The organism is Nocardia sp. NPDC058658 (assembly GCF_042716665.1).
GTDB lineage: Bacteria > Actinomycetota > Actinomycetes > Mycobacteriales > Mycobacteriaceae > Nocardia.
In genome coordinates this window covers 248,319-270,664 of the sequence record NZ_JBHXRR010000005.1, presented here as the reverse complement: position 1 = coordinate 270,664, position 22,346 = coordinate 248,319, and the positions used below count along the sequence as shown (strand labels likewise).

Annotated in this window: 17 protein-coding genes (1 of these 17 only partly in view); 11 read left to right on the top strand and 6 right to left on the bottom strand. The window is 67.7% G+C overall.

Annotated features, from left to right (window positions below):
• Positions 1-4: 4 nt before the first annotated feature.
• Positions 5-745, bottom strand: coding sequence for a precorrin-6A synthase (deacetylating) (cobF, locus tag ACFWUP_RS11665; protein ID WP_379233264.1), 741 nt, complete (start codon positions 743-745; stop codon positions 5-7).
• Positions 746-825: 80 nt separating this feature from the next.
• Here cobF and ACFWUP_RS11660 point away from each other — a divergent pair, with 80 nt between their 5' ends.
• The 6 genes from ACFWUP_RS11660 to ACFWUP_RS11635 all read left to right on the top strand — a co-directional run bounded on the left by ACFWUP_RS11660 (position 826) and on the right by ACFWUP_RS11635 (position 5,114).
• The gene (locus tag ACFWUP_RS11660; RefSeq protein WP_379233262.1) at positions 826-1,629 is read left to right on the top strand and encodes a thymidylate synthase; all 804 of its coding nucleotides are present in this window, start codon (positions 826-828) and stop codon (positions 1,627-1,629) included.
• Between the two features lie 70 nt (positions 1,630-1,699).
• Entirely contained in the window at positions 1,700-2,185 is a 486-nt protein-coding gene (locus ACFWUP_RS11655) for a dihydrofolate reductase (RefSeq protein WP_379233261.1), read from the top strand.
• Positions 2,186-2,289: 104 nt separating this feature from the next.
• Positions 2,290-2,616, top strand: a complete 327-nt coding sequence (locus tag ACFWUP_RS11650; RefSeq protein ID WP_379233259.1) for a cupin domain-containing protein — start codon at positions 2,290-2,292, stop codon at positions 2,614-2,616.
• A gap of 84 nt (positions 2,617-2,700) precedes the next feature.
• Positions 2,701-3,756 (top strand): Dyp-type peroxidase, encoded by a 1,056-nt coding sequence (locus ACFWUP_RS11645; protein ID WP_379233257.1) that lies wholly within the window; start codon positions 2,701-2,703, stop codon positions 3,754-3,756.
• Positions 3,753-4,550, top strand: coding sequence for a family 1 encapsulin nanocompartment shell protein (locus tag ACFWUP_RS11640; protein ID WP_379233255.1), 798 nt, complete (start codon positions 3,753-3,755; stop codon positions 4,548-4,550). Before ACFWUP_RS11645 ends, ACFWUP_RS11640 begins: the two co-directional genes overlap by 4 nt.
• Before the next feature lie 36 nt (positions 4,551-4,586).
• Positions 4,587-5,114: a hypothetical protein gene (locus ACFWUP_RS11635; protein ID WP_379233253.1), complete on the top strand. Its 528-nt coding sequence runs from the start codon at positions 4,587-4,589 to the stop codon at positions 5,112-5,114.
• A gap of 33 nt (positions 5,115-5,147) precedes the next feature.
• On the opposite strand, the gene ACFWUP_RS11630 is transcribed toward ACFWUP_RS11635, so the two are convergent.
• A complete protein-coding gene (locus ACFWUP_RS11630; RefSeq protein ID WP_379233251.1) occupies positions 5,148-5,831 on the bottom strand; it encodes a helix-turn-helix domain-containing protein in 684 nt (227 codons plus the stop codon).
• Between the two features lie 216 nt (positions 5,832-6,047).
• Here ACFWUP_RS11630 and ACFWUP_RS11625 point away from each other — a divergent pair, with 216 nt between their 5' ends.
• The 4 genes from ACFWUP_RS11625 to ACFWUP_RS11610 all read left to right on the top strand — a co-directional run bounded on the left by ACFWUP_RS11625 (position 6,048) and on the right by ACFWUP_RS11610 (position 11,081).
• Positions 6,048-7,580, top strand: a complete 1,533-nt coding sequence (locus tag ACFWUP_RS11625) for an amino acid permease (RefSeq protein WP_379233249.1) — start codon at positions 6,048-6,050, stop codon at positions 7,578-7,580.
• Between the two features lie 83 nt (positions 7,581-7,663).
• Positions 7,664-8,404 (top strand): DUF1989 domain-containing protein, encoded by a 741-nt coding sequence (locus ACFWUP_RS11620; RefSeq protein WP_379233247.1) that lies wholly within the window; start codon positions 7,664-7,666, stop codon positions 8,402-8,404.
• Complete coding sequence (locus tag ACFWUP_RS11615; RefSeq protein ID WP_379233245.1) at positions 8,401-9,015, top strand: urea amidolyase associated protein UAAP2; 615 nt, start codon at positions 8,401-8,403, stop codon at positions 9,013-9,015. The genes ACFWUP_RS11620 and ACFWUP_RS11615 overlap by 4 nt, the downstream gene beginning before the upstream one ends.
• A 98-nt stretch (positions 9,016-9,113) precedes the next feature.
• On the top strand, positions 9,114-11,081 hold the full coding sequence (locus ACFWUP_RS11610; RefSeq protein WP_379233320.1) for a 5-oxoprolinase/urea amidolyase family protein: 1,968 nt from the start codon (positions 9,114-9,116) through the stop codon (positions 11,079-11,081).
• A 67-nt stretch (positions 11,082-11,148) separates the two neighbouring features.
• Here the strand turns inward: ACFWUP_RS11610 and ACFWUP_RS11605 are convergent, their stop codons facing one another.
• Positions 11,149-12,153: an NAD(P)-dependent alcohol dehydrogenase gene (locus ACFWUP_RS11605; protein ID WP_379233243.1), complete on the bottom strand. Its 1,005-nt coding sequence runs from the start codon at positions 12,151-12,153 to the stop codon at positions 11,149-11,151.
• Between the two features lie 87 nt (positions 12,154-12,240).
• On the opposite strand from ACFWUP_RS11605, the gene ACFWUP_RS11600 reads away from it, so the two are divergent.
• Positions 12,241-12,882, top strand: a complete 642-nt coding sequence (locus ACFWUP_RS11600; RefSeq protein WP_379233241.1) for a TetR/AcrR family transcriptional regulator C-terminal domain-containing protein — start codon at positions 12,241-12,243, stop codon at positions 12,880-12,882.
• A 4-nt stretch (positions 12,883-12,886) separates the two neighbouring features.
• Here ACFWUP_RS11600 and ACFWUP_RS11595 read toward each other — a convergent pair whose 3' ends face one another.
• The 3 genes from ACFWUP_RS11595 to ACFWUP_RS11585 form a co-directional block, all read right to left on the bottom strand.
• Complete coding sequence (locus ACFWUP_RS11595; RefSeq protein WP_379233318.1) at positions 12,887-13,948, bottom strand: ATP-grasp domain-containing protein; 1,062 nt, start codon at positions 13,946-13,948, stop codon at positions 12,887-12,889.
• A 121-nt stretch (positions 13,949-14,069) separates the two neighbouring features.
• A complete protein-coding gene (locus tag ACFWUP_RS11590; RefSeq protein WP_379233239.1) occupies positions 14,070-14,468 on the bottom strand; it encodes a hypothetical protein in 399 nt (132 codons plus the stop codon).
• 300 nt (positions 14,469-14,768) lie between these two features.
• A protein-coding gene (locus tag ACFWUP_RS11585) for a non-ribosomal peptide synthase/polyketide synthase (RefSeq protein WP_379233237.1) crosses the window boundary here: on the bottom strand, positions 14,769-22,346 show its 3' portion. 37,179 nt of this gene lie beyond the right edge of the window; the window shows 7,578 of its 44,757 coding nt (coding positions 37,180-44,757); its start codon lies beyond the right edge, outside the window; it ends in the stop codon at positions 14,769-14,771.

Here is a 22,346-nt window from a genome sequence, read left to right as displayed (position 1 = left end):
TCCGTCAGCCCGCGCGGAGCAGATACACGTCCATGATCCAGCCCTTCTTCGCGCGTAATTCCGCTCGACGGGCCACGATGTCGCGTTCGACTTCGCGCAGGTTGCCTTCGATCAGCGTTTCGTCGGGCATGCCGAGGTAGGCACCCCACCAGATGTGGATATCGGCGCCCGGCACCTCGGTGAACGAGCATTCCCCGTCGAGCATCACCACCGTCGAACCGGGGCCGAGGCCTTCCTCGCGCAGCTTGCGTCCGGTCGTCACGTGGACCGGTTCACCGATCCGGTGCAGCACCATCCGGTGTCGGGCAGCCAGCGCGGCAATGCTGGTGACGCCCGGGATCACCTCGTAATCGAATATTGTCCGCCCCCGCGCCAGCACGTGCTCGACCATCCGCAGGGTGGAGTCGTAGAGCGACGGATCTCCCCACACGAGAATCGCGCCGACGCCGTCCACCTGGTCGAACGCTGCTTCCAGGAGTTCGGAACGACGTTCGTGCCAGTCCACGACCACCCCGGCGTAGTCGGCGGGGGTCCGTTCGCGCGGCGGATCGGCGATCTCGATGATCCGATGCGGCGTGTCGACGTACTCGGCCAGGATCGTCGTCCGCACGTCGACCAGTTCCTGTTTCTCGGCGCCTTTGCCGATCACGAAGAACGCCTCGGCCTTTCGCATGGCCTTGACTGCCTGCATCGTCACCTGATCGGGGTCGCCCGCACCGATGCCGATCACGTAGAGCTCGCGCATAGGCGAAGAGCTTGCCAGGTGGCTGGCCACCAGGTGACCAGGTGGTTGACCACCTACCGATCCCCGTAGGATTACCAGACGTGGCCACCCTTGATACGCAGTACGAGGATCTCCTCCGGGACGTGCTCGAGCATGGCACGCCCAAAGCCGATCGCACCGGCACCGGAACCCGCAGCATCTTCGGACACCAGCTGCGCTACGACCTGTCCGAATCCTTCCCGCTGATCACCACCAAGCGGGTCCACATGAAATCCATCGCCTACGAACTGCTGTGGTTCCTGCGCGGCGATTCCAATGTCTCCTGGCTGCGCGAACACGGTGTGACCATCTGGGACGAATGGGCCGACGCCAAGGGTGAACTCGGCCCCGTCTACGGCGTGCAATGGCGCTCGTGGCCGACCCCCGACGGCACCCACATCGACCAGATCGCCCAGGTGCTGCACACCTTGCGCACCGACCCGGATTCGCGCCGGATGATCGTCTCGGCCTGGAACGTGGCCGACCTGGACAAGATGGCCCTGGCCCCCTGCCACGCCTTCTTCCAGTTCTACGTCGCCGACGGCAAACTGTCGTGCCAGCTGTACCAGCGCAGCGCCGACCTTTTCCTCGGCGTGCCGTTCAATATCGCCAGCTACGCCCTGCTCACCCTGATGGTCGCCCAGCAGACCGAGCTCGAACCCGGCGAATTCATCTGGACCGGCGGCGACGTGCACATCTACGACAACCACGTCGACCAGGTCCGCGAGCAGCTCACCCGCGAACCCTTCCCGTTCCCCACGCTGCACCTGCGCCCGGCGACCAGCCTGTTCGACTACGCCTACGAGGACATCGAGCTGTCCGATTACAAGCACCACCCTGGCATCAAGGCGCCGGTGGCGGTGTGAGCGGTCAGGCCCGGAGGCGGCAGCGCAGCATAACCACGCAGGGCCCCGAGCACACCGAGAAGGTGACAGCGTGAGGCAGATCGGCCTGATCTGGGCGCAGGCGAACGACCGGGTGATCGGCGTCGACAACACGATTCCCTGGCGCGTGCCCGAGGACATGGCCAATTTCCGCGACACCACCATGGGTCACCCGGTGATCATGGGCAGGCGGACCTGGGACTCGCTGCCCGCGAGTTTCCGTCCGCTGTCCGGCCGCCGCAATATCGTGGTCACTCGCCAGACCGATTGGTCCGGCGAGGGTGCCGAACGCGCCGCCTCGGTGCCCGACGCGCTGACCATGACCGGCGAGTCCGACACCTGGGTGGCCGGTGGCGGCGAGATCTACCGCGCCGCGCTCCCGCTCGCGACAACCCTGCTGGTCACCGAGGTCGACACCGCCGTCGCGGGCGACGCGTTCGCGCCGGTCATCGGCCCCGAATGGCATGCCGACGACACGCCGTGGCTGACCTCGAAATCCGGTCTGCGCTACCGCATTCGCCACTACACCCGCGACTGACAACACCTGGCTAACGGTCGCGGCAAAACGCCCGACCGCGTGCGCGACGTCGGGCATACTCTTCGCAGACCTGCCCGCGAGATGCCTGCGAAAGGCTCGGATCCATGGACAAGAAATCGCTGACAGCGGTGGCCCGTCAACAGCTCAAGCTGGCTGCCACCTCGACGAGCGGCCGGAGTTCGCAAACGCTCATCGGCGGCCACACTCACGCGCTGCGCCAGACCGTCGTCGCCCTCGCCGAGGGCCAGAGCCTGGCCGAACACGACAATGCGGGCGATTCCACCATCCAGGTGCTGTCCGGCACGCTGGTGCTGATCGCGGGCACCGACGAGTGGAAGGGCTCGGCAGGCGACCTCATCGTCGTCCCGCGCGCCCGCCACAGCGTCAAAGCCGTCGACGACGTCACCTTTCTGCTGACCGTCGCGAAGTAGATCACCTGGTCGTTCGCCCGAAATGCACTGACACACCAGGACGCTGATTCGAACCTGTCGGTACGGAGCCGTACTCTGGACGCCATGGGTGAGCCACAGTCGGTCCTCGTTCCACTCACGCCCGCCGCAGTCTTCCTCGTCGCGACCATCGACGAGGGCGGCGAGGCCGCCGTTCGAACCTTGCTGAGCGAGGTCAACGATCTACGAAAGTCCGTTGGATTCCGCACGCCGGGCGGGGGTCTGAGCTGCGTCACCGGGATCGGTTCCAGCGCCTGGGACCGCTTGTTCACCGGGCCCAAACCCGCTGAGCTGCACGAGTTTCCGGGCTACAACGGCCCGAAACACTCCTGCCCCGCCACGCCCGGCGATCTGCTCTTCCACATCAGGGCCGAAACCACCGGCGCCTGCTACGAGCTCGCGATGGCCATCGCCACCCGCCTGCGCGGCGCCGCCACGGTGGTCGACGAGACCTCCGGCTTCCGCTATTACGAACAGCGCGACCTGCTCGGCTTCGTCGACGGCACCGCCAATCCGGAGGGCGCCGCCGCCGAGGCCTGTGTGTTCGTCGGCGACACCGATCCCGAGTTCGCCGGCGGTAGCTACGTGATCGTGCAGAAGTACATCCACCCGCTCGATCAGTGGAACGCACTGTCGGTCGAGGAGCAGGAACGCATCATCGGCCGCACCAAACTCAGCGATTACGAACTGCCCGACGACGTGAAGCCGCCGAGCTCGCACGTGGTGATGAACACCATCGTCGACGAGAACGGCGTCGAGCACGACATCGTGCGCGCCAACATGCCGTTCGGCACCATCGGCGACGGGCAGCTGGGCACCTATTACATCGCCTACTCGGCCACGCCGTCGGTCACCGAGAAGATGCTCGAGCGCATGTTCCTCGGCACCGATCAGGCCGCCTACGACCGCATCCTCGACTTCTCCACTGCCCTCACCGGCACCCTGTTCTTCACCCCATCAGCCGATTTCCTCGGCGACCTCCCCGACGCGCCCGCAGCGACCGCCACCGAAGACCCGGACGTTCCCGTCCCCGAATTCGAACCGGTGATCGAGGCGAACGCGGCGGCGACAGGCTCGGACGGTTCACTCGCCATCGGCACGATGAAAAGGAGCGCTCAATGAACAACCTGTACCGCGAACTCGCGCCGATCACCGGCGCGGCCTGGGCACAGATCGAAGAAGAAGCGACCCGCACGTTCAAGCGCAATATCGCGGGTCGCCGAGTAGTCGACGTGTCGGGCCCGCACGGGGTCGCCTACTCGGCGCTCAACCGCGGCAGGCTCACCTCCATCGACTCCCCGGATGACGGCGTGCAGGCCCACCAGCGTGTGGTGCAGCCGCTGGTCGAGCTGCGGGTGCCGTTCACGCTGAACCGCCAGGAACTCGACGACGTCGAGCGTGGCGCCAACGACGCCGACTTGGACAACCTGAAGGCGGCAGCTCAGAAGATCGCCTTCGCCGAGGACCGCGCGATCTTCGAGAGCTACGCCGCTGGCGGCATCACCGGCATCCGGGCCGCCGCGTCCAATGCCCCGGTCGCCCTGCCGAGCAATGTCGTCGACATCCCCGACGCGGTCGCGCACGCACTGACCGGCCTGCGGCTGGCCGGTGTGCAGGGCCCGTACTCGGTGGTGCTCAGCGCCGAGCTGTACACCCAGGTCAGCGAGACCTCCGATCACGGCCACCCGATCCGCACCCACATCGAGCGCCTGATCGACGGCGAGATCATCTGGGCACCGGCGATCTCGGGCGGCTTCGCGCTCACCACCCGCGGCGGCGACTTCGAACTGGCGCTTGGTCAGGATCTGTCGATCGGCTACCTCAGCCACGACGCCGAGACCGTGCAGCTGTACTTCCAGGAGACCTTCACGTTCCTCGTGGAGACCACCGAAGCAGTGGTATCGCTCGGTTCGTGACTAGGGTGGGCCACGAGTCGTGAGAGGGAGGTCCGCATGTCGGTCGTGCGTGCCGGGGTGGTGCCCGTTGGTCGGAGTCTGTTCTATTGCTTGATCGGAGTCCTGGTCACCACGGGCGTCGTCGGGTTGTTCCTGGCGATGTTCGGGGTGAACCGGGTGATCACCGGGTTGCTGGTCGGGGCGGTCGGCGGGTTCGCGGCGGGTGTCGCGCTGTTCGTCCGTGATGTCATCGAACTGCACGAGCACGCCATCTACGCGCGAACCCCGTTCCGCTCCTCGACCGTGCCGTGGGACCACGTCGTCGCGGGCCGCTTCACCCTCGACGAACACGACCGCTGGGCCCTTGCCCTCGACCTCACCGGCGAGCCCACCGACGAACTCGTCCTGCTGTCGATCCCCCCGGTGATCCGCCCCGTCACCGGCGCCTACGACATGCGCAAGCGCGAACAGGTGAGTGAGATCCGAGAACTACTGCGCGCCAAGCGAATCCCGATCACCGTCCTGCCCGAAATCGCCGGCGCCCTCAACCAGCACTGGCAGATCGCGCCCCCGACCACCCGCTGATACCAGCCCGGTGGCCGTACTCGCGCCGGGCAGTTATCCGGCAGCTGAGGTGCTGTGGGCCTCGCCCAGCCGGGTGACCAGCGCGTCGGCCGCCGCGCGCACCTGTTCGATGTCACCGCGGTAGCCGACGGTCCGCATGATCGCGGCCGGGATCTCGCGGTCGATGCCGATTCCCGCGGCGCCCTCGTCGTACCTGATCGCGATCACCGTTTCGACCAGCCGGAAAGGGAGAATGCGCGAGTCGTCGGATTCGCCTGCCGCAGCGGATGATTCGGCGGCGAGTCGTTCGTAGTGTCCGCGCAGTTCGTCGCGGCGGCAGCGGAACGCGACGAAACGTTCCGTACGCAGTTCGGGCAGCAGGTACAGCGCCCCGAGATTCCAACGCGCCGTGCGTAATTGACGCACATCGAACAGCGCCAGCGCGTACAGCTGGACCACCGCGGCTTCGGGCTCGGTCATCATCCGCTGCGCGAATTCCACCGGGCCCGCGACTGTTTCGGCCAGGAGCGCGTCGAGGATGTCGTCCTTGGCCGCGAAGTGGTGATACAGCGAGGCCTGCCGGATGCCGACCGCGTCGGCCACCGCCCGGGTCGAGGTGTTGGCGTAGCCCTTGGTGGTGAAGAGCTCCGCCGCCGCGTCGAGGATTTCCGCGCGCGGCGTGGTTCCCTGCCTGCGCCGCTGTTCCAGCCGGGGACGCCCGGGACCAAGATTCGCCACAGGTCGATTCTGTCATCGGACCCTCACCTGGGCCGCAGCGGGCAGTTCACCAGCAAGAAGGCCGGTCGGTCGAATTTCTGTCATTTGACAGAAACCCAGGCAACGCAGAAGTTACCGCGGTACCCGCAGTCGATACACGTACGACACCGTTCGAGCGATCGCGCGCGCAAAACTATCGACTGATAGATATTGGCCGCACCGCTGAAGGACACCGACATGGCCACGACCCTGGATTCCCCCGCCGCACCGCCCGAACTCGGCCGCGACAGCGCCGACCTGGCAACTTTCGGATATCAACCCGTCCTGCATCGCAAGCTGGGGCGCTACGCGTCCTTCGCGGCAGGTTTCTCGTTCGTCTCCATTCTCACCACGATCTTCCAGTTCTTCGGCTTCGGCTATTCGTTCGGCGGCGCCGCGTTCTTCTGGACCTGGCCGCTCGTGTTCGCCGGCCAGTTCCTGGTCGCGCTCAACTTCGCCGAACTCGCCGCCCGCTACCCGATCTCGGGCTGTATCTATCAGTGGTCGCGCCGCCTGGCGGGCGGGCTGATCGGCTGGTTCGCCGGCTGGATGATGGTGATCGCCCAGGTCGTCACCGCCGCCGCGGCCGCCATCGCACTGCAGGTGGTGCTGCCCTCGATCTGGGGCGGATTCCAGCTCATCGGCACCGACACCGCGCTCACCTCCCGCGACGGCGCGATGAACGCCGTGCTGCTGGGCAGTGTGCTGCTCGTGGTCACCACCACCATCAATGTGATCGGCATCGACCTGATGTCGAAGATCAATTCGATCGGCGTCACCGTCGAGATCGTCGGCGTGCTGGCGATCATCGCGCTGTTCTTCGTCAACACCGAGCGCGGCCCCGACGTGGTGTTCCAGACCGACCAGGCCTCCCCCGGCCCGTACTGGGCCGCGTTCCTGGTCTCGGGCCTGATGGCCGCGTACGTGATGGTCGGATTCGATTCCGCCGGTGAGCTTTCCGAGGAGACCAAGAACCCCCGCCAGGTCGCTCCCCGCACCATCCTGCTCGCCCTGTCGGTGTCGGCTCTCGGCGGCGGCCTCATGCTGCTGGGCGCCCTGATGGCGGCACCGAGCCTGTCCGACGGCGAATTGTCCACCGGCGGACTGGCTTACGTCATCACCTCGAAGCTCAACAGCCCCGCCGGATCGGTACTCCTCGGCTGCGTAGCCGTCGCCGTCATCGTCTGCACCCTCGCCATCCAGACCGCAGGCTCGCGCCTGATGTTCTCGATGGCCCGCGACGGCAAACTCCCCTTCGCGAAAGCCCTGTCGACAGTCCACCCCCGCTTCGGCACCCCCGTCTGGCCCGCCGTCGTGATCGGCGCCCTCGGCATCGGCCTCCTGGTCCTGAACCTCGGCAACCCCGCCATCTTCGCCACCCTGGCGAGCGTCTGCATCGTCAGCCTGTACCTGGCCTACCTCCTGGTCACCGTGCCCCTTCTCATCCGCCGCATCAAGGGCATGCCCGCCCTCGACGACCCCTCCCTGTTCCACCTCGGTCGCTGGGGCATCCCCCTCAACGCCCTCGCCGTCGCCTGGGGTATCGCCATGGTCATCAACCTTGCCTGGCCCCGCCCCGAGGTCTACACCCCCGCAGGCGGCAGCTGGTGGCAACTGTGGGCAGGCCCCCTCTCGGTAGCCGTGATCCTCACCGCAGGCGCCATCGTCTACCGCGTCGTCGTCGCAACCAGGCAAGCTGCCGAGGCCGAAACAGCCGTCGCGACAGTTTGATTCAGATTCGCGGCGGGCGCGGCGCGCACCCGCCCCGCCGCGACTCCGCCCAGTTCATCAACCCACTCGCCGAGGAGTCACCGATGACGAGTACCCAGTCCACCGACGGAGCCCGAGCCCACGCGCGAGCCCAGGCCGCGGCGGCCACATCGGCGCGCCCCCAGATACCGCCCGGTGTAGACGCCGTTGTCGCACAACGTATCCCCGCAGGGGGCTACGCGAACATCGTGCTCGGCCGCGGCACCCGCGTACGCCTCGCCGACCCGTCCGGCACCACCTGCGCCCACCTGTTCCTCTTGCGCGCCGAATCACCTTGGGAGCGCTTGAATGTCGCCGACACGGTCAAAGTTCCGTGGCAGGCCTACCTGAGCAACGGCCACCCACTGCTCTCCGACCAGGGCCGAGTCCTCGCCACCGTCCTCGACGACTCCGATGGCCACCACGACACGCTCTGCGGCCCCACCACCGAAGGCCGCCACCAACTCCACCTCGCCGGCGCCAAACAAGGCCTCGAACCCCGCGACATCGGCCCCTCGATCGCCCTGTTCCGCGGCGCGCGAGTAGTTGCCGACGGTGCGATCGAGCCGACCGGCAACGGCCCAGCAGGCGCCACCATCGACCTGATCATCCACCTACCGGTGACCCTGCTGATCGCCAACGCCCCCCACCCCCTCGACGACCGCCCCACCGGCGACCTCGACCTCCTCGCCTGGCTCTCCCCCGCAGACCTGAACACCACCAACACCGACCCCGAATACCAACGCGCAGTGGACAACACCGAAGCCGCCTGGTCGGCCGCACAGAACTCGGAGGTTCCGGCATGACCGCCACCCGCACCGTCGTCCTCGACGAAACCGTCCCCGCCCTGGCACCGTGGTCGGCCATCGTCCGCGCGGGCGACCACCTCGACATCATCGACCTGCACGGCAACCAGGCCGTCGACTGCCTGCTCTACTCCGCCGCCGACCACACCGACCGCTACAGCGCCCAGGCCACCGTCGCCGCCCAGCGCAATATCTTCCTCACCACCGGCAGCGTCCTGCTGACCGAGGGCGGCACCCCGCTGATGACGGTCGTGGCCGACGAGGTCGGCAACCACGACACCATCGCCGGCGCCTGCTCCCAGGAATCCAACACCCTGCGCTACGGCCACCACACCCGCCACCAGCACGCCTGCGTGGAGAACTTCCTCACCGCCGCCCTCGAATGGGGCCTCGGCAAACGCGACCTGGTCTCCAACATCAACTGGTTCATGAACGTCCCCGTCGAACCCGACGGCACCCTCGGCATCGTCGACGGCCTCTCGGCCCCCGGCAAGAAACTCACCCTCCGCGCCGAAATCGACACCCTCGTCCTGGTCTCCAACTGCCCCCAGATCAACAACCCCTGCAACGGTTTCGACCCCACCCCGGTCCGCATGGTGGTGACCCGATGAGCCTCGCCGACACCCTGAGCATCACTCTCGAACCGACCGCTGCCACTCCCGCCGCGACAACCCCGAACCCGCGACGCATCGATGTCGTGCGTCCCGGCATGCAGACCACCGTCCAGGACTGGCCGGGTCGAATCGGCTACTGGCACATCGGAGTTCCGCCGTCCGGGCCGATGGACGACCTGTCCTTCCGCCTCGGTAACCGAGTGCTCGGAAACCCTGAGGGCGCAGCCGGTTTGGAGTGCACGCTGGGCGGGCCCGCGCTACGGTTCTCGGCCCCGACCTGGGTGTGTGTCACCGGCGCGGTCGCCGATGTCCGCGTGGACGGCGTCCCGGTCGAGCAATGGCGAACCGTCGAGGTCCCGGCAGGCGGCGTGCTCGATGTCGGCGCGATCCGTGGCCCCGGCATGCGCACCTACATCCTGATCTCAGGTGGAATCGATGTAGACGAATTCCTGGGCAGCGCCGCCACTTTCACTCTCGGAAAGTTCGGTGGCGGAACCGGCGCAGCCCTACGCGCCGACGAATCGCTCACACTAGGCGCCCCCACGACCCGCCTCGCCCCCGCGATCCCGATGGCCGACCAACCCGCCTTCTCCCACCGTTGGGAACTCGCCGTCACCGAAGGCCCGCACGGCGCACCGGAGTTCTTCACCCGCAACGACTTCGACACCATCATCGGCACCGACTACGAAGTCCACTTCAACTCCGACCGCACGGGCGTCCGCCTCATCGGCCCCAAGCCCGAGTGGGCCCGCACCGACGGCGGCGAAGCGGGCCTGCACCCGTCGAACATCCACGACAACGCCTACACCGTCGGCGCCCTCGACTTCACCGGCGACACCCCGATCCTGCTCGGCCCCGACGGCCCCAGCCTCGGCGGATTCGTCTGCCCGGTAACAGTTGCCGCCGCCGACCGCTGGAAACTCGGCCAGCTCACCCCCGGCGACAAGGTCCGCTTCGTCCCCATCCGCGCCGAACACGCCGCGCCCGCAGCAGAACTCGGCCCCCGCCGCCGCGCCTCCTTCGGCACCGTCCTCTCAGCGGGCCGCGACGGTGACGACGGCATCCTGCGCCGCACCGAAGTAGACGACGAAACCGGCGTGACCTACCGCCGCCAAGGCGACGACGGCGTCCTCGTCGAATATGGCACCCTCACTTTGGATCTCGGCCTCCGCGCCCGCGTCCACGCCCTGCACCAGCACCTCATCGCGATCGGCCTGCGCGGCGTCATCGAGCTCACCCCCGGCATCCGCTCACTCCAGATCAGAGTCGACCCGGCCGTCCTGCCGATCCCCCGCCTGCTCGACCTCCTCGCCGAAGCCGAAGCGCAGCTACCGAATTCCGATCAGCTGATCGTCCCGAGCCGCACGGTCCACCTCCCGCTGTCCTGGGACGACCCCGCCACCCGCGAAGCGATCACCCGCTACATGCACGGTGTCCGCGCCGACGCCCCTTGGTGCCCGTGGAACATCGAATTCATCCGCCGCATGAACGGCCTGAACTCCGTCGACGACGTCTACAAGACCGTCTTCGACGCCGAATACCTGGTCCTCGGCCTAGGCGACGTCTACCTCGGCGCCCCCGTAGCCACCCCCACCGACCCCCGCCACCGCCTCGTCACCACCAAATACAACCCCGCCCGCACCTGGACCCCCGAGAACGCGGTCGGCATCGGCGGCGCCTACCTGTGCATCTACGGCATGGAGGGCCCCGGCGGCTACCAGTTCGTCGGCCGCACCACCCAGGTCTGGAACCACCGAGCCCGCCCCACCGGCACCGCGGGCCCCGGCGTAGACCACTTCCCCACCGAAACCCCCTGGCTACTCCGCTATTTCGACCGAATCCGCTGGCACCCCGTAGAACCGGACGAACTCCTCGACCTCCGCGCCGACTTCGCCGCAGGCAAGGTCGACATCCCCACCGAACCAGGCGAATTCCGCCTGGCCGACTACCGCAAATTCCTCGCCGACAACGCCCCCTCCATCACCGACTTCCGCACCACCCAAGCCGAAGCCTTCGCCGAGGAACGCCACTCCTGGCGCAGCACAGGCGAACTCACCGACTAGCCGATCAAGATCACCACGCTCCCACCGTGTTCGCCACTCGGGCGATACTTTGCTGGGAGCGTGGTGATCATTCGTCCAGTGCGACGAGGACGGTTTTGCCGGAGGCGTGGCCTTCGGCGAAGGCGGCGATCGCGGTGGGGGCTTCGGTGAGGGGGTAGCGGCGCTCGATGACAGGGCGGAGTGCGCCTTCGGCGACCAGGGTGGCCAGGTAGTTCAGGTCCGCGGATGCGGGGCGCATCAGGAGGGGTTTGAGGGTTCGGCGGGTGAAGAGGTTGACGATGACGACCGAGGCCAGCCAGCGGACGGGGCCGAGCCAGTTGTCGCCGGGGGCCGCCGCGGAGGAGATGTAGGCGCCGTCGGGGGTGAGTACGCGGAGGTATTCGCGGAGCTTGCGGTTGCCTGCGAGGTCGAAGATCGCGTCGTAAGGGGTGTCAGACGAGGTGAAATCTTCGACGGTGTAGTCGATTACGACGTCCGCGCCGACGCTTCGCACCATCTCGATGTGCCGGGTGCTGCAGACAGCGGTCACGTGCGCGCCGAGCACCTTCGCGATCTGCACCGCGAAACTGCCGACCCCGCCGGACGCGCCGTTGATCAGCACTCGCTGCCCCGGGCCGACCTTGCCGATGTCGCGCAGGCCCTGCAGTGCGGTCATACCCGAATCCGGCACGGCCGCAGCCTCTTCCCAGCCGATCGAGGCGGGAATGGCTGCGAAAGACTTCACATCGGCGCGGACATACTCGGCGAACGCCCCGCAAGGCACCTCACCGAAAACCCGGTCACCGATCGCGAATTCGGTGACAAGCGAGCCGACGGCGATCACCTCGCCCGCCAGGTTCTGGCCGATCATCGGATGCTTGGGCCTGCGCAACCCGAACCCGAGCCGCAGCAGATACGGCGTCCCCTCGAGCAGGTGCAGGTCCCCGCTGCACAGCGACGCCGCGCGAACCCGAACCACCACCTCGCGCTCGCCCGGCGTCGGCCGCGGCACGATCTCGCTGCGCAGCACCTCGCCCCCGCCGTATCGGGGCGCAACCCAGGCGGTCATCGAAGCCGTATCCACACCGGTCATCAGAATTCCTCATCTCGCACTTACAGCGTAAGTCTCTACAGCGAGACGCTACGCTTACGCCGTAAGTCCGTCAAGGAAGGAACACCCATGCCGCGCACACCCCTCACCAGAGAACGAGTCCTGCGCGCGGCCATCGACCTCGCCGACCAGGAGGGTCTCGACGCACTGTCGATGCGCAAGCTGGCCAAGGCGGTCGGTGTGGAGGCGATGTCGCTGTACAACCACGTCGCCAACAAGGACGACCTCTACGACGGCATCATCGACCTGGTGGTCGCGGAGATCTACGTCCCCGCGATCGGCGGCGACTGGCGGGCAGAGCTGCGCCACCGAGCGGCCTCGGCCCACGAGGTGCTGCTGAACCACCGCTGGGCCACCGGCCTACTCGGCTCGCGCGTCAATGTCGGCCCCGCCATGCTTCGCTATGTCGACGCCACCCTCGGCTGCCTGATCGCCGCCGGCTTCACCTACCAGCAAGCCGACCGGGCCTGGAACGCGATCGACAGCCACATCTACGGCTTCACGCTCCAGGCCATCAACTTCCCGCTCGAACCGTCCGAATACGCCTCGGCCGCGCAGCGATTCCTCCCGCTGATCCCCACCGAAACCCATCCGCACATGCACGCGTTGGCCTCGAAGGTCATCGCCGGAACGCACTCAGGTACCGCCGATTTCACCTTCGGTCTCGATCTGCTGCTCGACGGGTTGGCCAGGATGCTCGACCACCCGTGATCGGTCAGCCCGCGACCAGATCCGCGCTCCGGCGCACCGGTAGTCGACCGTCCAACTGCGGGGTGACCTCCATGACCGCTTCCGCCACGGCGAGACAGGCACCGAGGCGCGGCGGATGCCGCAAGCCCGAATCACCTTGCAGCAGTAGCCGAACCGCCGCCCACGGCAGATTCATATCAGCGAACTCCGTGTGGAACAGCCCCGCCGATGGTCGCGGATTCGCCTCGAGCAGCACCGGTTCGCCGGCGCGATAACGTAATTGAACATTGGTGAGATAGGCCAGTTCGAAGTGCCGAACGAGCCTACGCGCGATATCGACGGCCGTCGGGTCGTCGAGCAGCAGACGAAAGCGACCCTGCTTGGCGCGCGGAATGCCGACCAGCAGTTCACCTCCCGGCGCGGAAAGACAGTCGATACTCATTTCCGGGCCTTCGAGGAACGGCATCACCAACAGCGGCGACACCGATTCGCCCTCCTGCGCCGCCCGCCGCATCGCATCAGCTATCGCCTCGACCGAGGCCACCGGCCGCGGCGCGACCCGCAGGTTCGCCATGGTCAGCGGACGGTCGTCGAGGATACGGAACCCGAACGCCGAGAACTCACCACTTGGCTTGATGCACAGCGTCTCCCCCGTACGCGACAACTCCTCGACCGCCGCGTAGAACTCCTCAGCGTTGCTCGCCTCCCGCCACGGCGGCACCGGAATCCCTGCCGCACCGGCGATTTCGTAGGTGAGGACTTTGCTTGTCAACGCGGTCACCGCCGACAACGGCGAACACATCAGACTCGTGCCGACCGCCGCGAACTCCGCCAACCGACCCGCGAGCGCATCGAGGCGACGAGGCGGTATCAGCACATCGATGCGATGCGTCCGACAGAACTCGAGCGCGAACTGCGCGTATTCCTCGTTGCTCACATACCGAGGTTCGATCGCCGACACATCACACGCCGACAAGGCGGCCGCACTCGGATCCACGTTGCTGGCATAAATAGTGACCTCGACGCCGTCGGGATTCTCCCGTAGCAACCGCATAATCTGAACCGTTGCCGCACCAGCACTGCTCAGCCAAACCCGAAGCGTAATACCGACCGCTCCCTTCCTGTTCTCGAAGAGAATCGGACCCTATCCCGGTTCTGCTTCCAGCACATTTCAGGCAGAAGGACCCCACGTCACAGATCCGCGGTCCCTACTTCGCGAGCTGGCCGATCCGTTGGCGTGCGACGTTGAGCAATGTCGCGACATCGACATCGGGAATCTCCTCGCGGCGCAATTCCCGCACAAGTGAGCGCTGCTCCTCGTTCAATTCGTCAGTGAGGCGCTCGATCTTCGAACGGAGGTCCGAGATGTGCTCAACTCGGCCGCTGACATCACGCGCATCGCCGAAGTCATCGACGATCAGTCGCGTTTCGACCCGCGACAGAGGCACATCCAACTTGGCGGCGATGATCGTGCGCGCCTCGTATCCGACATCCGTGAGATGCCTGGCCTGCCCGCAAGGATCGTCTCCGTACACGTCGGGGACGGTGATTTCCCACCACCGGCCGACTCGGTTCGCGTGCACGTCGTAGGTGATTGCAGTCGTCATGATTCGTCCTCCTCCGGGCAATCGCACGCCGCCATCGCCTTGTTGATGGTCCGAACCACCCCTGGCGAGATAGTTCGATGACCATCGGGAACGCTCACGTCGTGCTTGCCTGCGTGACAGCCGTATATCGAGTGGCTACCCGCTCCATCGCGCAGCTCGACCAGCCCTCCTTCTTCAGGGCTTGCAGGACCTTCCTGGTCGGTTGCTCCGCGATCACCAAGCAACGCTACCAAGATAGCATCCATAACGACAAGTCGACTAGCTGTAATTTTCGCTAGCCGACTAGCGTACTACTCGAGGTCAGCCGAGCGGCGCCGCGACGATCACCGCCACTTCACCAACCGCCGCGTCGGTCGAGTCGCCCGCGACCACGAACCAGTGGGTGACCTCGCCGTCGGCCAGGTCGTCTTCGACCGCACCATCGGGCAGCACCGACAGCGCGCCTGCGGTGGACGAGACCAGGAACTCCTGGACGGCGGCCGGGCCGGAGGCGTGGGTGGTGTAGGTGGTGCATTCGTAGTCGATGCCGTGTTCGTCGCGCAGGGTTTCGGCGAGGGTGATCGCGGCGCTCTGGGTGAGCGTCGAGGTCGTGTCGCCGGAAACCTGAACGAAGGCGGGGTGGTCTTCGGACAGCGGGCGGACGCGGTCGGCGTAGGAGACGGGGTGGGCCGCGGCTGCGGCGATCTCGTCTTCGACGTCGGCCAGGACCAGCCAGTGGCCTGCCACGCCCGCGGCCGGCTCGGCGCTGATGCCGAATGTCGCTCCGGCGGCGGCGATTTCGACACCGGAGAGTTCGCCGGCGAACAGCACCGCGGCGCCCGCCTTGTGCACCGCCCAGGCGGCGAGGACCGAATCCAGGCTGCGGGGCAGCGAGATCGCGACCACGTCGCCGGGGCCCGCACCGCGCGCGATGAGCACGCGCGCCAGCTGCGAGGACTTGCGATCCAGTGCGCTGTAGGCGATTTCGCTGTCACCGCGCAGCAGGGCGGGTGCCTGCGGATCGGCTTCGACGACCTCGGCGAGCACCTTGGCCACCGTCTGCGCGCCGACACCCGCTGCCACCGGCGCCGAAACAGCCGCTGTCACACCGGATTCGGCGAGCAGCTGGGCCCGCTCGCTCGCGTCGAGGATGTCGATGTCGCCGACAAGGCCGGTCGGGTTGTAGAGCAGCTCGTCGAGCACGCGCAGCAGCCGCTCCGACAGCGTGCGTACCTCGTCGGCGGTGAACGTGCTGGTCAGGTACCGCATGGTGATCTCGATAGTCGAGTCGGCCATGACCACCAGCGTGAGCGGGTAGTGGGTGGCGTCGTCGAGGCCGACACCGGTGACCTGCAGTCCGTCGATCGAGCTCGCCGCGGTGACGGCGTCCTTGTCCACGGGGTAGGACTCGAACACCACGAGGGTGTCGAACGCCGACCCGTTGCCCGCCACCCGCTGGATGTCGGTCAAGCCGACGTAGTGGTGGCTGAGCAGTTCGGCCTGCTCGGACTGGACCCGCTTGGTCAGCTCCTGCGCGCTGATCCGGTCGTCGATCCGGATGCGCACGGGCAGGGTGTTGATGAACAGGCCGACCATCGACTCGACACCGGGCAGTTCCGGCGGGCGACCCGAGACGGTCGCGCCGAACACCACGTCGTCACGGCCGGTGAGGCGGCCGACGACGATGCCCCACGCGGTCTGCAGCAGCGTGTTCACGGTGACGCCGAGGCTGCCCGCGAACTTGCCGAGCGCCCTGGTGCGTTCGCTGTCGATCTCGACGATCAGCTTGTCGATCTCGTAGCGCTCCTCCGTGCGCGGCGCGGGTGCCAGCTGGGTGGGGCCTTCGACCCCGGCCAGCGCCTCCGACCAGGCCTGCAGCGACGCTTCGCGGTCCCAGCCCGCCAGGTAGGACAGGAAATTGCGGTACGACGCGATGCGCGGCAGCGCGTTCAGGTCGCCGTGCACCGCGTAGAGCACGAGCAGGTCGCGCATGAGCAGCGGCATCGACCAGCCGTCGATCAGGATGTGGTGCACGGTGATCGCCAGGTGGGCCTGACCGTCACCGGTGGTGTAGAGCCCGAAGCGGATCAGCGGCGCGGTGGCCATCTGGAACTGATCGGCCCGGTCGGCCGCCAGCAGCTGCTGCAGACGCGGCATCCGCTCGTCCTCTGGCAGACCGGTCAGGTCCACCTCGCGCCACGGCACCTCGAGCTCCGACATCACCACCTGCACCGCCTGACCGGCGGCGTCGGTGACGAACGCGGTCCGCAGGTTCGGGTAGCGGTCGAGCATGGCCTGGGCCGCGCCGCGCAGGCGGGCGATGTCGAGCGGGCCGGTCAGGTCGAGCACGGCCTGCACGGTGTAGACGTCGACGGTCGCCGCGCTGAGCATGGCGTGGAACATCAGGCCCGCCTGCAGCGGCGAGAGCGGCCAGATCTCCGACAGCGCCGGGTACTCGCGCTCCCACAGTTCGATATCGGCCTGCGAGACCTTCACCAGCGGCATGTCCGACGGGGTGAAACCGCCCGCGTCGGCCCGCTGCGCGTGGGCGGCCAGCGCGGTGAGCGCACCGACGAACAGGTCGGCGAAGTCCTGCGCCTGTTCGGTGGTGAGCAGCCCGGTCGGGAACGCGATGTTGGCGCCCAGCTGCGGGCCGTCGTCGCCGTCGTTGACGATGGCGTTGATGTCGAGCGTCGCGTTGGCGGGCATGTCCAGGTCCATCTCGGCGTCGAGCTGGCCCAGATCCGCGGCGGGCATCCAGCCCAGTTCGGCGAGCTCGGCTGGGATCTCGCCCGCGGTCGCCCGACCGAGGTAGTTGAAGCTGATCTGACCGGCGCTGGGCAGGTCCGCGCCCTCGCTGGTCAGGTACTTCAGCATGCCGTAGCCGATGCCCTTGTCGGGAATCGCGAGCATCTGCTCCTTGACCGACTTGATCACGTCACCGAGCACGGCGCCGCCTGCGAAGGCGTCGTCGAGATCGGCACCGGCCAGATCGACCCGGATCGGGAATGCGGTGGTGAACCAGCCGACAGTGCGCGAGAGGTCGGCACCGGCGACGATCTCCTCCTGGCGGCCGTGGCCTTCCAGCTTGATCAGCGCGGCGTTGCCGGATCGGTCACCGCGCCAACGGGATACGGCCAGCGCCAGTGCGGTGAGCAGGCCGTCGTTGACGCCGCCGTGGTAGAGGCCGGGGATCGCGGTGAGCACCGCGTCGGTGACCTCGGGCGACAGGGTGACCTGCACCCGGTCGACGGTGGCGAAGGTGTCGACCTTGGGGTCGAACGCCCGCGCGCCCAGCTGCGGATCGGCGGTGGTCGAGACCTCACGCCAGAACGGCAGTTCCTCGCGACGCTGTTCGCTCTGCTCCACCAGGCTGTGTGCCCAGCGGCGCATCGAGGTGCCGTTGACCGGCAGTTTGACCTGCTGGCCCGCCAGGATCTGGCCCCAGGCCATGCCGAGGTCCGGGATCAGGATGCGCCAGGAGACGCCGTCGATCACGAAGTGGTGGCCGACGATGAGCAGCACGTCGCGACGCGGCCCGTCGAAGGCGAACCAGACGAACTGCACCATGGCGGCGTTCGCGGGATCGAGACGGCCCATGGCCTCGTCGTATTCGACGCTGGCGAGCTTGGACAGCTGGTCGTCGGCGATGTCACCAGCGACCTCGACGCGGCGTACGAGCGTGGTCACGTCGACCTCACCCGGCGCCAATGCCTCGAACAGCCAACCCTTTTCGGCGCCGCCTGATTGCTCCGCTCCCGAGAGCCCTGCGTGGTCACGCTCCGCTACCGCCTCCGGGCTCGCCGGTCGCTCCGCGTGGGTGACCCGCGAGCGCAGCACGTCGTGGTGGTCGAACACCGCGCCGATCGTCGCGTGCAGGACCTCGTCGGTGAGGTTCTCGGGCAGACGAAGCACCATCGACTGGGAGAACCGGTTGTAGGTGGAACCGCCGGCCAGGATCTGGCGCATGATCGGCAGCATCGGGATCTCACCCACGCCGCCGCCGGGCAGCTCCGCCAGCACGATCTCGTCGGCATCGCCAGCGAGCACCGCGATCTCGGCGAGTGCGGCCACGCTGCGCTTCTCGAACACATCGCGCGGCTTGAACAGCACGCCACGGTCCTTGGCCCGCGAGACGAGCTGGATGGACAGAATCGAGTCACCGCCGAGGGCGAAGAACGAATCGTCCAGACCCACCGCGTCGACACCGAGCACCTCGGCGAAGACGGTGGCGATGATCGCCTCGACTTCACCTGTGGGCGTACGGAACTCGCGCGGGGCGAGGACCGGCTCGGGCAGGGCACGGCGGTCGAGCTTGCCGACCGGGGTCAGCGGGATCTCGTCGAGCACCATCACGGCGGCGGGCACCATGTGCCCTGGCAGCGCCTTGGCCGCGTGCTCGATCAGGTCGGCCGGGTCGGGGGCCGAACCGGGGACCGCGCGCACGTAGGACACCAGGATGGTGGCCCCGGCGTCGGTCTTGCGGCCGATCGTGGCGGCGAAATCGATCTCGTCGTGCGTGGTGAGCACGGCGTCGATCTCGCCCAGTTCGATGCGGAAACCGCGGATCTTCACCTGGAAGTCGTTGCGGCCCATGTACTCCACCACGGGCTTGCCCTTGACGGTGCGCCAGGCGACCACGTCGCCGGTGCGGTACAGGCGGGTGCCGGGTTCGCCGTACGGGCTGGCCACGAAACGCTCGGCGGTGAGGCCGGGGCGCGCGTGGTAGCCGCGGGTGAGCGGCGCGCCGCCCAGGTACAGCTCACCGGAGACGCCCTCTGGCACCGGCCGCAGCCGAGCGTCGAGCACGAGCGCGATCGCGCCGGGGATGGGGCCACCGATGTTCATGGTGTCGCCCGGCAGCAGCGGATCGGACAGGTTGGTCGCGATGGTGGTCTCGGTCGGGCCGTACAGGTTGTAGAACCGGTGCTGGTCCGGGTCGACGTCCACGCTGTGCCAGTTCGGCATCAGGTCGGCCGGCGCCGCCTCGCCACCGACGATCAGCGCCTGCAGGTCGACCAGCGAGGCGGGGTCCATCGAGGCCGCGACCAGCGGGGTGAGGAACACATGGCTCACCCGGTGACCGGTGATGATCTCGGCAAGTTCCTCGCCGCCGACCACCCCGACCGGGGTGATCACCAGCGTGCCCGCCGAACCGACGGCCAGCAGGAACTCGAGCACCGAGGCGTCGAACGAGGGCGACGCGAAGGCCAGCGCGCGGGTGCTCGTGTCGAGGTCGTACTGGCCGACCTGCGCGGCGGAGTAGTTCGGCACACTGAGGTGGCTGACCACGACGCCCTTGGGCAGGCCCGTGGAACCGGAGGTGTAGATCATGTACGCCGCGTTCGACGGCCGCACCGGCGCCAGGCGCTCCTCGGCGGTGACCGGCGCGGCGGACTGCTCGGCGATCTCGGCGCGCAGGGCCGGATCATCGAGCACCAGCCACTCACCCGAGGTGGGCATGGGCAGCTTGTCGAGCTCGGCCGAGATCGTAATGCCGCGTGCCGCACCGGAATCCGACATCATGTGCGCGATGCGATCGGCCGGGTACTTCGGGTCGACGGGCAGGAACGCCGCACCCGTCTTGACCACGGCCCAGATCGCCAGGGTCGTCTCCAGCGAGCGCTGCATCGCGATGGCGACGATCGTCTCCGGCGTGGCACCACGTGCGATCAGCACGCGAGCCAGGCGCGAGGACGCCGCGTCGAGCTCGGCGTAGGTCATCGACACGGTCGCGGCGCCGTCGACACCGGGCGCGACGATCGCCTCACCGTTCGGGTTGGTCGCCACGGCCTTCGCGAGCAGGTCCGACATGAGCGCGGTCGGGACAGCGGGACCGCCGGTGCGCGTGAGCAGGTCGGTGCGCTCGGCTTCCTCGAGGAGCTCGAGATCGCCGACCGGGGTGGCGGTGTCGGCGACGATACGGGCGAGCAGACGCTGGAAGCGCTGCGCGAACATCTCGATCGTCGACTGGTCGAAAAGGTCACTGGCGTAGGAGAACTCGGCGTAAGCGCCGGCTTCTTCGCCCTCAGCCGCCGCACGCATGGTGAGCAGCAGGTCGAACTTGGCGGTGTCGACGTCGAAGTCGACGGCCGAGACCGAAAGCCCCGGCAGTTCGAAGCTGGCGTCGGGCAGGTTCTCGAACGACAGCGCCACCTGGAACAGCGGGTGCCGCGCGGTGGAGCGATCGGGGTTGATCAGTTCCACCAGGCGTTCGAACGGGATGTCGGCGTTGGCGAAGGCGGCCAGGTCGGCTTCCTTGGCCTGAGCCAGCAGTTCGGTGAAGCTGAGCTGGCCGCCGACCTGGGTGCGCAGGGCGAGGGTGTTGACGAACATGCCGATCACGCCGTCGAGTTCGGCCTCGCCGCGACCCGCGATCGGGGTACCGATGACGATGTCGGAGGTACCCGACATGCGTGCCATGAACACCGCCAGCGCGCTGTGCACGACCATGAACAGCGTCGCGTTCTGTTCGCGGGCGATGGCGGACAGTCCGTCGTGGATGTCGCCGTCGATCGGGAACAGCACCCGGCCACCGGCGAAGGACTGTGTGGTCGGACGCGGCCGGTCGAAGGGCAGGTTCAACTCGTCGGGCACGCCCGCGAGGGCGCGCTTCCAGTAGTCGGCCTGCTGGGAGACGAGGCTGGTCTCGTCGGTCTCGGAGCCGAGCACCTCGCGCTGCCAGACGCTGAAGTCGGCGTACTGCACCGGCATCGGCGCCCAACCGGGTGCTTCGCCTGCCGCGCGGGCGGCGTAGGCGATCATCACGTCGCGGGTCAGCGGACCCATGGACCAGCCGTCGGCGCTGATGTGGTGAGCGACGAACACGAGGATGTACTCGCCGGCCGAGTCGGACACGGCTTGCGTCGAACCAGCGGCACTGACGGTGGTCGCGGCGGCATCGCCCGCAGCCGTCACGTCGGTGACAACGCGAAGCAGCTTGGCGCGCAAGGGAACTTCGCTGATCACGTCGAAGCCGGTGGAGATGACGTCGGCGATCTTGTCGCGAACCTGTTCGGCGGTAACGGTTTCCGGCGTCAGGTCGGGCACGTTGCCCTCGACCGACAGGATCACCTGGTGCGGTGTGCCATTGGCCGACGGGTAAACAGTGCGCAGGGTCTCGTGGCGTCCGAGGACGTCGGCGACGGCCAGCTGCAGTGCCTCGACATCCAGCGCGCCCGACAGTCGGACGGCGACGGGGATGTTGTTCACCGAGGACGCGGTGTCGAACTGGTTCAGGAACCACATCCGCTGCTGGGCGAGCGACAGCGGCACCTGTTCCGGACGCGGTCCGGCGACCAGCGCGCGCCGCCCACCGGCGCCCGCACCCTGCTCGACCTTCACCGCGAGCCCGGCCACCGTCGACGCCTCGAACAGCAGACGCACGGGCACCCGGCTGTCAAGGGCGGCGCCGAGGCGGGCCGCGACCTGGGTGGCCAGCAGCGAGTTACCGCCGAGGGCGAAGAAGTCGTCGTCGGCACCGACGCGTTCGGCGCCGAGGACGTCGGCGAAGACGCCGGCCACGATCTCCTCGATCGGGGTCGACGGTGCGCGGAAGGCTTGCGCCTCGAACTCCGGCTCCGGCAGGGCCTTGCGGTCCAGCTTGCCGTTCACGTTCAACGGCAGCGCGTCCATGACGACGAACGCAGCAGGCACCATGTACGAAGGCAGACCGGCGGCCAGCGTCGACTTCACCTGTGCCACATCGATATCTGCAGCAGTCGCCGAGGATGCAGCAGCGTCCACCGCCTGTGCATCCGACGCGCCGGCTTGCGACGCGCTCTTCGCTGCGGCACCGACCAGATAAGCCACCAGTCGGTCGCCGGTCAGCGGATCGGACTTGGCGATGACCGCTGCCTGCGCGATCTCGGGCAGCGCGAGCAGCGCGGCCTCGATCTC